The sequence below is a fragment of the Cronobacter universalis NCTC 9529 genome, from assembly GCF_001277175.1.
Taxonomy (GTDB): Bacteria; Pseudomonadota; Gammaproteobacteria; order Enterobacterales; family Enterobacteriaceae; genus Cronobacter; species Cronobacter universalis.
Genome location: NZ_CP012257.1, coordinates 1,755,266 through 1,769,889 on the forward strand (window position 1 = coordinate 1,755,266; position 14,624 = coordinate 1,769,889).

The 14,624-nt window shown below is 48.7% G+C and carries 16 protein-coding genes and 1 pseudogene; 11 read left to right on the top strand and 6 right to left on the bottom strand.

Features of this window, described 5'->3' with window-relative positions; all coding sequences use genetic code 11:
- Positions 1 to 41 precede the first annotated feature (41 nt).
- From AFK65_RS20880 to AFK65_RS08040, 8 genes and pseudogenes are all read left to right on the top strand, one after another.
- A complete protein-coding gene (locus AFK65_RS20880; RefSeq protein ID WP_081639383.1) occupies positions 42 to 746 on the top strand; it encodes a DUF1868 domain-containing protein in 705 nt (234 codons plus the stop codon).
- A gap of 140 nt (positions 747 to 886) precedes the next feature.
- Positions 887 to 1,306, top strand: a complete 420-nt coding sequence (locus AFK65_RS20885; RefSeq protein ID WP_226993390.1) for a hypothetical protein — start codon at positions 887 to 889, stop codon at positions 1,304 to 1,306.
- 182 nt (positions 1,307 to 1,488) lie between these two features.
- Positions 1,489 to 1,908, top strand: a complete 420-nt coding sequence (locus AFK65_RS20890) for a hypothetical protein (protein ID WP_071602524.1) — start codon at positions 1,489 to 1,491, stop codon at positions 1,906 to 1,908.
- Between the two features lie 166 nt (positions 1,909 to 2,074).
- A complete protein-coding gene (locus tag AFK65_RS08030; protein ID WP_144421399.1) occupies positions 2,075 to 2,533 on the top strand; it encodes a hypothetical protein in 459 nt (152 codons plus the stop codon).
- Positions 2,534 to 3,202: 669 nt separating this feature from the next.
- Positions 3,203 to 3,412: a KTSC domain-containing protein gene (locus tag AFK65_RS08035; RefSeq protein WP_032805325.1), complete on the top strand. Its 210-nt coding sequence runs from the start codon at positions 3,203 to 3,205 to the stop codon at positions 3,410 to 3,412.
- Positions 3,413 to 3,683: 271 nt separating this feature from the next.
- A pseudogene (locus tag AFK65_RS20900) lies at positions 3,684 to 3,851 on the top strand (NADP-dependent isocitrate dehydrogenase); the annotation flags it as partial.
- A 405-nt stretch (positions 3,852 to 4,256) separates the two neighbouring features.
- Positions 4,257 to 4,481 carry a hypothetical protein gene (locus AFK65_RS21755; RefSeq protein WP_144421400.1) on the top strand — a complete coding sequence of 75 codons (225 nt, stop codon included), beginning with the start codon at positions 4,257 to 4,259 and terminating at the stop codon, positions 4,479 to 4,481.
- 472 nt (positions 4,482 to 4,953) lie between these two features.
- Positions 4,954 to 6,258 (top strand): oligosaccharide flippase family protein, encoded by a 1,305-nt coding sequence (locus tag AFK65_RS08040; RefSeq protein ID WP_007708106.1) that lies wholly within the window; start codon positions 4,954 to 4,956, stop codon positions 6,256 to 6,258.
- A gap of 66 nt (positions 6,259 to 6,324) precedes the next feature.
- On the opposite strand, the gene AFK65_RS08045 is transcribed toward AFK65_RS08040, so the two are convergent.
- A complete protein-coding gene (locus tag AFK65_RS08045; RefSeq protein ID WP_007708109.1) occupies positions 6,325 to 7,239 on the bottom strand; it encodes a LysR family transcriptional regulator in 915 nt (304 codons plus the stop codon).
- Between the two features lie 139 nt (positions 7,240 to 7,378).
- Here AFK65_RS08045 and AFK65_RS08050 point away from each other — a divergent pair, with 139 nt between their 5' ends.
- Positions 7,379 to 8,284: an NmrA/HSCARG family protein gene (locus tag AFK65_RS08050; protein WP_007708113.1), complete on the top strand. Its 906-nt coding sequence runs from the start codon at positions 7,379 to 7,381 to the stop codon at positions 8,282 to 8,284.
- Between the two features lie 62 nt (positions 8,285 to 8,346).
- Here AFK65_RS08050 and AFK65_RS08055 read toward each other — a convergent pair whose 3' ends face one another.
- Positions 8,347 to 8,844 carry a hypothetical protein gene (locus AFK65_RS08055; protein WP_236692223.1) on the bottom strand — a complete coding sequence of 166 codons (498 nt, stop codon included), beginning with the start codon at positions 8,842 to 8,844 and terminating at the stop codon, positions 8,347 to 8,349.
- A 96-nt stretch (positions 8,845 to 8,940) separates the two neighbouring features.
- On the opposite strand from AFK65_RS08055, the gene AFK65_RS08060 reads away from it, so the two are divergent.
- On the top strand, positions 8,941 to 9,357 hold the full coding sequence (locus tag AFK65_RS08060; protein ID WP_032804521.1) for a VOC family protein: 417 nt from the start codon (positions 8,941 to 8,943) through the stop codon (positions 9,355 to 9,357).
- A 125-nt stretch (positions 9,358 to 9,482) separates the two neighbouring features.
- Here the strand turns inward: AFK65_RS08060 and AFK65_RS08065 are convergent, their stop codons facing one another.
- A complete protein-coding gene (locus tag AFK65_RS08065; protein ID WP_007708119.1) occupies positions 9,483 to 10,418 on the bottom strand; it encodes a LysR family transcriptional regulator in 936 nt (311 codons plus the stop codon).
- 70 nt (positions 10,419 to 10,488) lie between these two features.
- On the opposite strand from AFK65_RS08065, the gene AFK65_RS08070 reads away from it, so the two are divergent.
- The gene (locus AFK65_RS08070) at positions 10,489 to 11,433 is read left to right on the top strand and encodes an alpha/beta hydrolase (RefSeq protein ID WP_007708122.1); all 945 of its coding nucleotides are present in this window, start codon (positions 10,489 to 10,491) and stop codon (positions 11,431 to 11,433) included.
- 156 nt (positions 11,434 to 11,589) lie between these two features.
- Here AFK65_RS08070 and AFK65_RS08075 read toward each other — a convergent pair whose 3' ends face one another.
- The 3 genes from AFK65_RS08075 to AFK65_RS08085 all read right to left on the bottom strand — a co-directional run bounded on the left by AFK65_RS08075 (position 11,590) and on the right by AFK65_RS08085 (position 14,538).
- Positions 11,590 to 12,192: a hypothetical protein gene (locus AFK65_RS08075; protein ID WP_007708126.1), complete on the bottom strand. Its 603-nt coding sequence runs from the start codon at positions 12,190 to 12,192 to the stop codon at positions 11,590 to 11,592.
- A gap of 269 nt (positions 12,193 to 12,461) precedes the next feature.
- Complete coding sequence (gene chrA, locus AFK65_RS08080; protein WP_007708128.1) at positions 12,462 to 13,655, bottom strand: chromate efflux transporter; 1,194 nt, start codon at positions 13,653 to 13,655, stop codon at positions 12,462 to 12,464.
- A 97-nt stretch (positions 13,656 to 13,752) separates the two neighbouring features.
- Positions 13,753 to 14,538, bottom strand: coding sequence for a phosphotransferase family protein (locus tag AFK65_RS08085; RefSeq protein ID WP_038857408.1), 786 nt, complete (start codon positions 14,536 to 14,538; stop codon positions 13,753 to 13,755).
- Positions 14,539 to 14,624 lie beyond the last annotated feature (86 nt).

Below are 14,624 nucleotides of genomic sequence, written 5' to 3' on the forward strand. Positions count from 1 at the left end.
CAGCATACGCCGGCCGTTATATTAATAAGAGAGGATGGGATATGTCACGTGATGTTGTGAGTTACGCACCCGATGTGGGAAGAAAATTTTCATCTTCGGGGTGTCCTTTACCTTTCCCGGGTAATACATTTCTGGGGCACCTTGAACAGCAGGGGGGAGGATTTGATACTTTTGACACTATTCTTAATGTATACAGAGTCCTTCCGAAAAGCAGATTTTTCAGGAAATTGGCGGTTCTCCCCACCAGCAGTTACCACATTACGCTTTTTGTTGGTGTAAACGAGTACGATCGTCGTTCAGGTCCATGGCCTGTCGGTATATCACGTAAGGAGTCGATGGAAAGCCTGAATACATCTTTTTTGAAGAAGCTTAAATTACGTCAGCCAGATATGTCAGCGCCCTTTGAATTTATTGTCGATTTAGATGCTCCATTGCCGGGAGAGAACGATAATCTTTTTATTCCACTTAAACCTGCCAGTCAGGAAATATATACCAGGCTACAAAATTTAAGGGATGAATTGTCAGATATAACGGGTATTCGTCGCGACGATCATAGTAGTTATCAGTACCACATTACCCTGGGGTATCTAGTGGCAACTCTTGATGAAGTGCAACTAACGGAATACAGAGCCAAAAACAGGGAGTGGAGAGAAATGATAGCGAAGGCCGGTAAAATTACCATTAAGAAATTTTATTTTTGCATTTTACAGGATATGTATTCATTCCGGAGCATTTGCGTAATCTAGATATGGTTTTGTTTACTTCCCGACAAGACAGTAATGAAATGCTCAGATAAAAGTTCGCCAGGTTAAACTGGACAGATTCAGGTTGAGCTGAATTCATAAAGAATTATTCAATTGCACTTTTATAAAGTTGAGGTTTTTCTGTGAACAAGACGTACATGCGGTGGATTTATTTAATTATACCTGTATTAATACTGACTGGGTGTGCAGGCTCTCCACTCGGCAACCTGATTTTTAATAAACGTTATCAGACCAGTAAAGATGTCTCTGCATCATGGGTAGGTGCATCGACAGATGAACTGATGATGGCTTGGGGACCACCACAAAACAGCCAGGCTCTGAGTAACGGAAGCAGCATACTGGTTTACCAATATGACTGGATTGTAAATGGATACGATTCAAGCATGTGGAACTATATTCCTGAGTATGCAAACTGTGAAAGGCGATTTCTGGTCGAGAATGGGATAATAACAAGATGGTATTCGTCCGGTGGCTGCCCAAAAAGACCTAAAGGAGCAAAATTGATTGATGGAAATGTACCAGTACCTGAACCAACGCTTTAGCTACTCCTGCTCTTGAACGGTATTTATTTGAAGGAGCCTTAAAGAAACCAAGGTTCACAAAGAGAGTGCCAGTAAAAAAACAAGGGGCGTTTCGGTTAGAAGGACAAAATTGACTAAATTTTTGTTCATAATCATTCAAAATCAAACCCAATCAATATAGGAAAAATGTTAAGGTCAATATTATGAAGACTCATATGGCAGTATTTGCATTGATGCTATTCGTTTCGGGATGTAGCTCCTTCAGCGGTGAGGATAAGTTTACCCGGAGTTATGTTTCAGCTCATATCACGCCTAATAAAACAACGGAGTCTGAAGTTAAGGCTCTCTATGGCACACCAGACAGACAGACATCCCATTCAGACGGTAGTTACGTATGGTCTTTTAATAAGGATGGTAATATGAGCACGCTTTCAACGGCTCTTTCTTACATTCCTGGAACCTCAGTGCTAAGCGGTGCCGTGAATAGTGCGACTATGGCACAGAACACCAAGGATGATATAAGTTCTGTTTCTGATAAAATGACAGGAAATTCAGAACACCGTAGTGACTCTTTAACCATTTATTTCACCAAAAACAAAATTGTCTCTGACTGGATTATGTGACTTTCTATTAATAAGCTGGGGGTAAATTACTTCAGGAGCGTATTTATACTTATTTGGAGCTTCCCTGATGCTCGTATCCGCCCTGTCCACCCGCCCGTCACCTCACCGGTAGCGAGTTGAAGCTAAAATAGATTATCACCAGGCCGAAGGTAAACAGGTCTTAAATATGAATGAAAATATACATAAAATAGCTGTTACTACTTTAGCAGCCTGGCTGCTTTCAGGATGCTCGACACTGGCTCCTGAGCGAACTGCAGCAGAAAATCTTATGGGGAAAAATGTTAGTGAGGCTTACAAGGTTTTTGGTAATCCATTGTTTATTAGTACGGAAACAAGTGTCAGCAAGGAAAGTAAGTTTTACGGCCATAATTTTTATCAGTTTTATTTTAAGGGTCTTGAATACGATCGGGAAAAATTCAACGGTTCTTATATGGACACATCACAAGGCCGTCCGGTTCTGGTTAATGAGTTCGAAACAGAACATGTGCAGGAGTCATGTAAGGTTGGATTATGGGCTGATCCAAAAACAGACATAATCGACTACTACGAAGTAAAAGGTAACTGTGGATGGGGAGGTTCGGGATTCGGTACAACCGGCATATTTCATTACTGGGGAATAAACTGACTTGCATACTTTCTGAGTATCAAACAGATCCCTAATCTTACAGGGATAACGCCTGTTAAATACCTGTGGGCATTCCCGGTGGGATAAAAAGCTTTTAACATATTACTGTTCAATGTCAGTAATAAAAAATCAGACATAATCCAAAGTCCGGAGTTAACATGATGAAAAAAATTATCTGTATTTCAGCTGTTTCTTTTCTTTTAAGTGCGTGTACTACGATGTCCCCTGATCTCGCAATCCCGATACTGCAGGCTGATACTTCCAAAATGCTAGGTTTAGGGTCTTCCGATGAAATCACTGTTACCAATGTTTCCATGTCTAAGCCTGACGCGCTCGGTTCTCAAGTGATATCGTACCGCGCAACTACCGATAAGGGGCGTATTTTGGACTGTGAGGCCCACGTGATTCCCGGCCTTCCGTTACAGGATCCAACCGTAAGCACTCCTACGTGTAAACCGGTTAAGACTTATAACAAATAAAATTATTAGTTTTCAAAGGCCTTAGTAAACGCGCGGGGCGGCTCAGAATGACGGACATGCAGCGGATGAGCCGTAATGAAACAGCATGATATATGCCAGTGTAATTTACCTTATACATGCATTTTGTACGGATGCCCGCGTTTTTACGTTCAAATATCCTCAACATCAGGGACTAACCCAGAAGAACATCATGAACAGACATGAAGTGAGATCCACGCTTTTCAGAAGTGCGGGATATGATGCGACTACAGGTGTGCTGGAACTGGAGTACCGGAACGGCGCGTGCAGGCGCTGGCTTGCCGTGCCGGCAAAAGTTTACCAGGCGTTCTGTGCGGCCGCAGACAGCGACACTTTTTTCAAAACCCGTATCGATGGTCGCTACCTATCTGATGCACGGTGAAAGCAGCTTTGAAGATGCCTGCATCGTCAAACGTTCAGTGCTGGCCATCTACTGTGCGTACTTAATTAAGCAATGTCCGCTTCTGGCACAATGCGGGCATTATGAAAGGGATGTGCTCAAGCGAACCTCCATTTAGCCTTGAAGTGGTTATCAAAACTCTACGTAAACTATGCAAAATCAATGAGTTATGGCGAAGGCAAAAATAATAAGTTTAGATGCTTATTAAGCATAAAAGTTTTTAAATTCAATCGGATGCAATGAATTTCTAAATCTACTGCTGCGTCATATGGAATGGTTCGAAGCGGCTGACCTGATTGTTAAAGGTATGGAAGGCGCTATCAACAACAAGACCGTGACCTATGACTTCGAACGCCTGATGGAAGGCGCTAAGCTGCTGAAATGTTCAGAGTTTGGCGACGCTATCATCGCGAACATGTAATCCAGCGTCTGGGTTAGATGAGAACGGGAGCCGAAGGGCTCCCGTTTTTTTATTCGTTTTCGAAAGATTATCAAAGATTTATCAAAACAGATTATCAAAACCCTCACTTAAACAGATGTCGCTTCCTGTTTTTCTGCGTTCGCCATAACAATTTAACGCATGACATATTCGCTAATGTAAGTAAATAACAGATATTTAGTTGTTTTACCTCCCAATATCAGGAACTGAAAAATCCGATTACCCTATCCTTAAGCCCCTTTATCCGGGATGGCTGGTTGTGTTCGCAATCTTGTCAATATACAAAAATAAACATTTTATTGTGCTATTAAAATCTTTGCATGTGTATTTATATGCTGGTAACACCATTTTATCTCTGTATATTTAAGTGGGATCTTTGGAGGCGCTATGCATAAACCTAATCCTGCGGCTGCCTTTCTTTTTTCTGGCGCTTTTGCCACGCCTGTATCTGCTGGTGATTCAATGTCTGTGAATGATGCGCCAGGCAAAGAGCATGGTGCGGAAATAATGCATGGAGTGAATGTAATGCTTAAGCGCGATATGAATAATTTTACGCTGGTAGCCTCAGGGAATGATATCCGGAATATCAATGATTCTGTGGGGGATATTTAAAAATATACATCTGTTATTCCGTGGGTAGGTTTTAACGTCACGCAAGATATAAGCCTGTATGCGGTTGTTGGCCTTGCTTGTTGTTCAAGACTGAAACCTAATCAAAGGCATGAGATTTATGGAACTGCATTTGATGCTGTTTTTTTACAACTTAACAGGCAGTTTATTATATTAATTATATATGCATATTTACTTGAAGTGTGCATTGAGCACAATAAATCCTCTGATTCTATATATTGCGACGCTTATTACCGGAGCACTCACCACATTCTGATTTAGGTTGAACAGCATTGAGCCTTAAAGCGAGGGGGTAATATGTCAGTATTGTTTTTATGCATTTTTCTGGTGATGCTAATGGTTGTTGTTTTTTATTTTGTTCGAATGAATAAAAAGAGTATGGATATAAGTAAATTCGCAGACTTACTTTATAAAGATGATAAAGAGAAATAAATATTTAAATGAGGTTGGGTAAGTGTTGACTAAAACTCAAAACAATTTTTTGTGGATGATTACAGAGAAATCAATCGGCGTAGTAGGTCTTTTCTTTATAAACGCTTTAGTCGCTAAATACCTGGGGCCTGCTGTTATTGGGCAAATGGCAATCGCTACTGCTATTTTTCAAATTGTTCAGGTTGCCGGCGTGTTTGGTAGCGATAGTATCTTCTATAAAAGAATAAGTACAAATTTAAAAAGCGGCATTGAATTAATGATGCCTGTATTTTTATTGAGAAGTGCGATATTTATCTTTTTTGCAAGCGCCTGTATGATGTTTTTGAATGCGAAGATGGATTTAACAGGGATGATATTAGCACTGTCAATATGTCTGGCTTACTATTTTTACACCATTGACACGTATACAAGTTTTAATGAGTCATTGTTGAATTCAAGAATAAATGCCCTTGCAAACGTAACTGGCCTTATTGCTGGTTTGGTAGCAAGGGCATTAATGGTTAAATATAAAGCACCGATTATACTTTTTGGATTGCCTCTTGTAATAATAAGTGCCATCCCTTATTTTCTGAAGTTGTATTTATTTCGAAAGCAATATGAAAATAAAGGAACAATGAAACATAAAGCTTTAAGGAAAAGATTTTTTCATCTGAGTTGTGCTGGAAGCATTCTCGTTATTCCTTCTGTCATTGCATCGATCTATCCGAGATTAAATATAATGGTAATTTCATTTCTGTATGGTAATCATGATGTCGGGATCTATTCAGTTTCCCAAACTCTTGCTACGAGTTGGAGTTTCATTTTATTATCGTTATTAACTTCTTGCCTTCCATCGATATTCCAGGATAAAAATTATCCGAAAATAATTAACCTGGGTGCCAGGTTACATCTGAATATCATTTTATTGTCGATTCCAGTAATGTTACTAATGACACCTTTGATAAGCTTTCTAATTGTTTACATATACGGAGGATCGTATAAAGGGTCGATAACTCCCTGCATTTTATTATGTTTCGCAACAGTATTGTCGACACTTGGTATGGCTTCATCGAAAATAATAATTAAGCTTTCGGGATATAGATTTCTACTATATAAAACTATATGCATATTATTTTTGAGTCTGGTTCTTTCCTATTTGTTTTCTCTCAGGTACGGATTGATTGGCGCTGCCTCAGCGGTTATCATCACTGAAGTTTGCTCTCTGACTGTTATTAACTATCTGTTCATGCAAGGCTTTATATTGTCAGTGCATATTGAGATGTTAAAAATGATATACGAACGCATACGAAATTTTTCTGGAGTAGTCAGATTAGATAAATCAAATTAAAGAAAGCCTCAAATGAATGAGTTAAATTAACAACAAGGATGGAAACTGTTTAGCCGGTAAGTGTCGCTAACCAATACGCTGCTGCTGCGCACGCTCTGAAGCCACCCAGCCAACGACCGCATCGATAAAAGCGCGTACCTGCGGCAATAAAAAGTGGCGATCCGGGTAAACCACGGCAATCTGCATTTCAGTCCCTATGGTCTCCCGCAGGACCGGGACAAGAGCGCCCTGCTGCAGGTGTTCACGAATCAACTCTTCAGGCAAAAGCGCAATGCCGCGGCTATTAATGGCAGCCTCACAAAGCAGGGAGATATCGTCCGCGAAAAAGGCGCCGTCCACCTTTACCCGGTCTCCGGAAATGAGAGGCCAGTACATATCGGGCAGCTCTCCACGGGCGAATCCCATCAGGCATTGATGATCGCTGAGGTCATTCAGGGTGACAGGAACCCCCATCTTTGAAAGATAATCCGGCGAGGCGACGGCAATAACCGGGTCGCGAAACAGCGTGCGGGCAATCAAACCAGGCTGCATTTGGCTACTGGCTCTCAGTGCAACGTCAAATCCTCCGCTTCGGAAATCGATATGATGACTGGAGGTGTGAACATGGACGCGCAGCAAAGGATGCTGCGCGATAAATTCACACAGCATTTCCCGGAAGCTTTTTTTCATACCGGGAGGAAGCGATACGCGTAAGTCGCCCCGTAAACCCCCTTCGATTCTGGACACGCTCTGCTCTGCCTGCCTTATCGCCTCAAGCGCGATGATAGCCTCTTTATAAAAGATGATGCCCAGATCCGTCAGCGCCAGACTCCGCGTTGTCCGCAGGAGCAGACGTGCATCCAGTTTTTTTTCAAGCTGCGCAATCCGACGACTCAGCGTTGCCCGGGGAATGCCCAGTTCAGCGGCGGCACGGGAAAGCGACTTCGCGTCGACGGTTTTCGTAAACGCAATGAGCTCGGAGGTTTCTGCAGTAAGCGCCATAAGGATCATTTTCGGTCAGATGATGACAATTTAAAGAGTATTGTCACGGATTCCGCTCAGCGGCAAGCTTTGCCTGCGACATCCGGGCACCAGTCTGATGCCTGGCCATTTATCCAGAACGTTATCCAGAAGGTGTGAAATGGCAGAAGAAAAGAAAATCATTGCAGTGTTTGGCGCAACCGGTCATCAGGGAAAAGGCGTGGTGCAGGCGCTAAAAGCCGCCAGTGAGTTCAGGGTGCGGGCGTTGTCCCGTAAGCCGCAGACTTATACCGGAGAGGCTGATGAAGCCCTGTATGCGGATCTTGAAAAGCCTGAAACGCTCAACGACGCCTTGAAAGGCGTATACGGCGTATTTCTGGTGACTGATTACTGGCAGCAGGGCACAGATGAGAAGAAGCAGGCAACATCAGCGATCGAAGCCGCAAAATCGGCTGGAGTGAAACATTTTATCTGGTCCACGCTTCCCGACATTGAATCTGTTACTCAGGGGGAATTCAAACTCCCGCAGTTTACCAATAAAGCCAGAATCGACAGTCTGGTAAAAGCGGCGGATTTCACTTATTACACCTTTGTCGTGCCACCAGCCTATTATCAGAACTTCACAGGCCCCTTTGGCCCACAAAAACAACAGGATGGTACCTATGGATGGATTCTGCCGATTAACCCTGACGTTCGCTGCATTCATATGGGCGATATAAACGAGCTTGGCAAAATTGTGGCCGGTGCGTTTGCAAATCCTGATATCGCCGGGCAGGGCGCTTACCTGCCGCTTGTCGGCGATTTCCTGAGCTTCAGTGAGATTGTAGAAACGCTAAACCGGCATGGACACCGCGTCACCTTTAAACAGGTTCCACGGGACGTCTATGCGGGTTTTTTTCCTGGCGCTGAAGCGCTGGGCGATACGCTGGCCTATTACGAGAAATATACCTATCTGGGGCCGGGTTCGCACGACGCTGCCATTGCCCTGGCAAACAGAGTCGCAGACTTTCATCCGGCCACGTTTGAATCCTGGGCCAGAGAAAACTTTATCCTTAACATGAAATAGATCCTCTCAGGTTGCCGCAATTTTTCACGGGTGGGTAATGATGTTGCGGCGATCCTGATTAATCACGTCTTCCAGCGAGGGCGAATCAGGGAACGATGCCCTTCAGGCGCCGCGGTAACCGAAATATTCATATATTTTTTGAATCCAGTATCACGTTTTACCCCTTGCGGATCTGGCACAAAAGGGAGCCTGAACCGTGGTGTATCGGATACCGTCACAGTCCAGAGAGACTCACCGATAAACCTGAAACTGATGCTGTCTGCTGTAACCGATAACGCCTCAAAATATCCTGTGGCGTATTCATTGCCCACCCGGACAACCTCTTTGATACCGCCACGAAGATCAATGAGCGCGACTGTCAGCGATTCTTCGAAAATAACGTCGTCAGTGAGAAAAAGAACATAACGCTGTTCATTGATCAGAACAGCTGCCTCCAGTATTTCTCCAGGGACAATAATCCCGGTGTTATTGCCATTAAGTACAACTTCAGAGCGGGCCTGTGACAAATTGGTCGCTTCCTGAACCTTCACCAACGAGAGTGAGTTAACCTGTTGCATCATTCATCCCATAAATGGCATCACCTTTATACATAATAACTTACAATAAGTTAGCCTCACTTCGCTTTCGCTGCAGAGAGCCGATACCGGAGATAAAACATGTTGATGTACACGACGATAGGGACAAACCACCTGGATCGTATGACGGCGTTTTATGATGCCATCTTTGACGTACTGGGAATCCCACGGATCCCCTCATGGACTGAAGGCTGGGCGACGTGGGGAGAGCCATTAGGTGAGGGCTTCAGTTTTTGCATCTGTCCGCCGTTTAACAAGAAACCGGCAACGGCCGGGAACGGCACGATGTTTTCCTTCAAAGCCAGCAGCGCGGAAGAGGTGAGAAAATTCCATGCGGCAGGTCTGCGCAATGGCGGAACGGATGAAGGAAAGCCCGGCGTCAGAGAGGCGTATGGCCCGGATTTTTACGTGGCTTATCTTCGTGACCCGGATGGACATAAGCTGGCGTGCGTTTGCTATCCCTTCAGCCCGGAAAGTGATAAACCCGCGCAACAGTGAATGTGGCGCTACGGGAAGAATAGCGGGCGGCAAAATGTCTTTTCCCTCAACCAGCCCAGGCGCAAAGCGTTATCAGCGATAGGCCCGGTCTGAACATCGACAGTTGCAGGGCGGCAGAGCGGGGATTATGAATCACGCAGAAAACATTTAAGCCCCTCAATAAAAGCCCGGACCCGAACAGGAAGATGTCTGCGGTTGGGGTAAATGGCGTGGATGGCAGCCTCTTCGCCCAGTGTTTCGGGAAGCACATGTACAAGGCGGCCTGCCAGAAGATCGCTTTCCACCATAAACGTGGGTAAAAAGCCGATACCCAGACCCATTATCGCCGCGGTGCGAATAGCGTCGCCACTGTCAAATCTGACGTGGTGGCGGCCGTTCAGCGTGATTTGCTCCTGCTGCGCATCAACCAGAGTCCATGCCGTGGATGCCGCTCCCAGTCCATAAACCAGGCGGCGATGGTTTTTCAGTTCCTCAAGCGATGCCGGTTCTCCACACTGACGCAGATAATCCGGCGACGCCAGAAGCAGTGGCCTTGTCCGGTCTATCACCTGCGTTATGTACTGATAGCTGGTAGCGCCATTGCCCACACGAAGCGCAAGATCGAACCCTTCTTCGACAAGATCCACCACCCGATCGCTGAAGCTGACCTCGATACTGACCCCCGGCGAAGCCTGTAAAAATTCACGGATAAACGGCAGCACAATCATTTTGCCGTAACCTTCTGAGACAGTCAGTCGGAGGATGCCTTTTGGTAGCGGCGCGTTCTGACGGATACTGGATTCGGCTTCTTCCAGGTCTTCCAGAATCTGACAGCAGCGGTGATAAAACTCGTGTCCCTCCGTCGTGAGAGACAGGCTGCGGGTGGTACGCTGAAAAAGCCGCGTCTCCAGGTAAGCTTCCAGACGCGCCAGCGCTTTGCCTGCCGCAGAACGCGTCAGCCCCATTGCCTTACCGCCCGCGACGAAACTCCCGGCTTCCGCCACCGCAACGAAGATACGTAATGCATGAATGTCCAGCCCGGCCCCGGTTGCGTTTCCCGAAGCGATTTTTCTGCCTGTCATTGGGGAACCTCTTTCGCCAATAGATTAAATACAATCCCATTGTAGAAATTACACAACAGAGGTTTCAATCATGCTCCCGAACAATGCCCAGGAGATCCTGAATAAATGGATCCATGTCGCCGGTCCCGTGGTAGAGAAATTGTATGGTCAGTCAGACGCGTGCTGGCCTGAGGTGCGCGCTCGCTATATGCAGGGGCTTGAAAAAATCTTTCCTGCAATCGACGGGGTGTCTTACAGCACCGTTACGTTAAAAAACGTACCGGCGATGCTCAGCGAGCCGCATGAACAGGCAGAAAACCGGGTGGTGCTTTACCTTCACGGCGGCGGTTATGTCCACGGCGGTGTCGAGGCATACCGTGGCCTTACTGGCCGCATCGCTGGCGGGCTGAAGGCCCGGGTTTACACGCCAGACTACCGGCAGGCGCCTGAATTTCCCTTCCCTGCGCCCGTTGACGATGCCTTTCTCGCGTATCGGGCCCTGCTTGATAGCGGCATCCAGCCTGAAGACCTCGTGCTGGTGGGCGATTCAGCGGGGGGAGCGATGGTGGTGACGATAATGCGCAGGGCCCGTGACGCGGGGCTGCCGCTGCCGGCGGGCGGGGTGGCGATCTCACCCTGGGCCGATCTTACCCATCGCGGTTTATCGGCGACCACGCGTGATGGGATCGATCCGCTCTGTCGCGTCGATTTTCTCAATGCGCTGGCACGATGCTTTCTGGCAGGCGAGCTGCCCACCCATCCTGATGCTTCCCCGGTTTACGCGAATGTTCACGGGCTTGCGCCGATCCTTATCCAGATCGGTGAGAATGAAGTCATGCTGAGTGGCGCTATCAGGCTTGCTTCAAATCTGGGGGAGGCGCGCGTGCGCACCACGCTCGAAGTCTGGCCCGGGATGTTCCATGTCTGGCATCTTCTGGCGGGTAACCTGCCGCAAGCCGATCGGGCGCTGCGTAACGCGCTTCGTTTTCTTGAGGACGCTTTTATTAGTGCGAAGGACGCGGCGAAACAAGATTAATAATACGGATATGTCAAAAGTGCGCTGAGTATGCGTCTCCAGGCCGTTCGCGCCATGAAAACCGTGGCGTATGGCCAGATAAAGCGGATCGAGAGAGGGAAAGAGAAAAGGGCTGAAATGTCAGCCCTTGCATTAATGGGTACGTGTTGAGCGGTATCAGAACCCAGGCGTGCGGGTCTGTTTGCTGTCCATAAACTTAATGCGCGCCTGGCTCCAGGAGGGGTCAGTGAGTTCGAGCGCGGTATTCGCCAGTTTCAGCGTGGCCTGGTTCATGTCATTGCTACACGCATCGCTCGCCATTTTTCCTGGATTCTTACACCACACCATGGGCGTGGTGTAGGTGCCGTTAGACTGAGGCCCATATTTTTCCAGGGCTGCCTTCTCCATGGCCGTTTTATTATCCGTTGACCACGGCAGCTTATAGGTAATCATGGATACCGCGAGAGGGTGCGCCGGATCTACCGGTACGCGGCCTTCAAAGTGCACCGAAAGCTCCACGCCATCTTTTTCATAGCCGACATACTGCGGCTGCTTATTGCCGGTTACGGGATTCATCATCGGGAATTTATCAACGTTCAGCGCGGATGCCGGGACATGGAAATGATCCGTCATCGCTTTCACGGCCTGATCGTAATCCATCCCCGTTTTGACACCGGCGACATCAAAGGTAGTCACATCAACGGCGCGAAGATTGTCGGCCTGCGCAAGCGGGGCGGCCAGCATTGAAAAGACAATAAGCGATGAGCAGCGTTTTAGCATGGCGAACTCCTGTTCTTTATTAAAATCCCTGCGTCTGTTCTCACGCAGGGATAACGGCGGAATGACGAACCTTACGCGAATCAGAAAGAAGATGAAAATGTTCCACGCCAGAATGTCCCCCCTTAATCTGGGGGGGACGACACTATTACGGCCTGGATGATGGTTGATGCATTTTACAGTACAGCGCCCCCAGTAATGAGAGATCCATCAGCAGGGCGTCTGCCAGCGTTAGTCCGCTGTACGTATTAACCACAAAGATAATGGCGCCGTTACATTAACGCGCCTGCCACGCCACAACACACCACCACCAGCCAGGGCGGCAGTTTCCAGAAGATGAGCGCCACCAGCGCCACCAGGGCAACGCAAACGTCTTGCGGGGTATGGATTGCGCTGGTCCAGACGGGGTTATAAAGCGCCGCCAGCAGTAATCCCACCACCGCCGCATTAATACCGGCCAGCGCGGCCCGCATCCGCACGTCGCCTTTTACGCGTTCCCAGAACGGCAGCGCGCCGGCCACCAGCAGAAAAGAAGGCGCGAAGATGGCCAACAGGCATAGCAGGCCGCCCTCCCAGCCCGAAGGGGAAGGGTTCATCGAGGCGCCAAGAAAAGCCGCGAAGGTAAACAGCGGGCCGGGCACGGCCTGGGCGGCGCCATAACCCGCCAGGAACGTGTCATTGCTGACCCAGCCGTTCGGTACGACGTCTGCCTGGAGTAACGGCAACACTACATGACCGCCACCGAAAACCAGTGAACCTGTCCGGTAGAAGGCGTTCACCATCGCGAGCGCAGGATGGGGACAGAAGGCGGCCAGCAGGGGTAATCCCGCGAGAAGTATCACAAACAGCACCAGCCAGACAGCGCCGGAGCGAAGCCCTGGTGAGACCGTCAGGGCCTCAGATTTTTCGTCCGCAGCAGGTTTGCAAACATACAGCCCGGCGAGGGCCGCCGCGCCAATTACCGCCAGCTGGCTCACCGCCGCAGGGAAAAGCAGGAGAACGCAGGCCGCCGTGGCCATTATGGTCACACGCGTGGCATCCGGGCAGAGCGTTCGCGCCATCCCCCATACGGCCTGGGCGACCACGGCTACGGCGACCACTTTAAGACCGTGCAGCGCGCCGGAAGGCACGATGCCGCCGGAGCCTGAAAGGCCCAGGGCAAAAAGGATAAGTAAAATCGCAGACGGCAGCGTAAAGCCTGCCCAGGCGGCCAGCGCCCCGGCATAGCCAGCCCGCGACAGGCCCAGCGCGATGCCCACCTGACTGCTTGCCGGGCCTGGCAGAAACTGGCAGAGCGCCACAAGGTCTGAATAGTGTTGATCGCTTATCCATTTGCGCCGCGCCACAAACTCATGCCGAAAATACCCCAGATGCGCAATCGGCCCGCCAAAGGATGTCAGGCCAAGCCGCAGGAATATCAAAAAGACGGCCAAAGGCGACTGGTCAGAACGCATGTCATGTTTCATCTCGTTAATTCCTGTGACGTAACCGTGCCCCGGTTTTTGTTTATCGCCGCTACCGGTAATGCATGAAGAGGATTCGCCGCGGGCGTAACCCTGCTGTTCAGACCATGTTGATGGTCCCGGTTAACCAGTCAGGCAGGTTTTCCCGGTACCAGTTCAGGTAGCGCGGTAGCGCCGCTTTTTGTCGCGCGTGAAGCAATATAACGACCTCGGTGACAATCCAGGCTTTGGCGAGGGCGATATCGCGCGCCAGCTCATTGACGTTATAGCGAGAAGCGAAGCGATTGTAACGCTCCGCCAGTTCAACAAACGCCCGCCGCGTGCCCATGCCTTTAATCAGCGGCGCCAGGTCAATCGCCGGGCTTCCTCGTCCGAACCTTTCCCAGTCGAACAGCACCAGATCGCCGTTCTCTCTTTTTCCCCAGTTGCCCGCATTGCTGTCGCCAGAAATCAGGCAATCCTGATAAAACAGACCCTCACTGTGGCGGTGAAAAAAGCGTAATTGCCGGGCGGCTGTCTCAGGTAATGCCAGGAGCGCCAGCGATGTTTCAAGCGCAGCGTCTGACCAGCCATGCTCGTGATAGCGCCAGCCGGGATCCGCAGGGTAACAATGTAAGCGCGAAAGCATGTCGAGTGCGCTGTCGGCTGCCGCCGTTTCCTGGTCAACAGGGTAGGGAATCGATTCAAGCGTCAGTTTTCGGAGCGCCGGGCTTGCGGCTAACAGGGCGGGCGTCTCCACTCCCGCCCCGGCGAGTTGCCGGGCGGCGTGATGATAAAAATGGTATTCGACATCGCCGACAGGGCATTTCTCGATAACCTGGCGGCCTGTCTCATCCAGCGTCGCGACGACGCGGGCTTCGCCCATTCTGGATAAATCATCAGACATGCGACCTTCCTTAAGCGTGGGCCGGTTAATATTTTCTGTTGCGGATGAATATAGCGCCAACAGGATGCGATGCCGCTGATGGCATT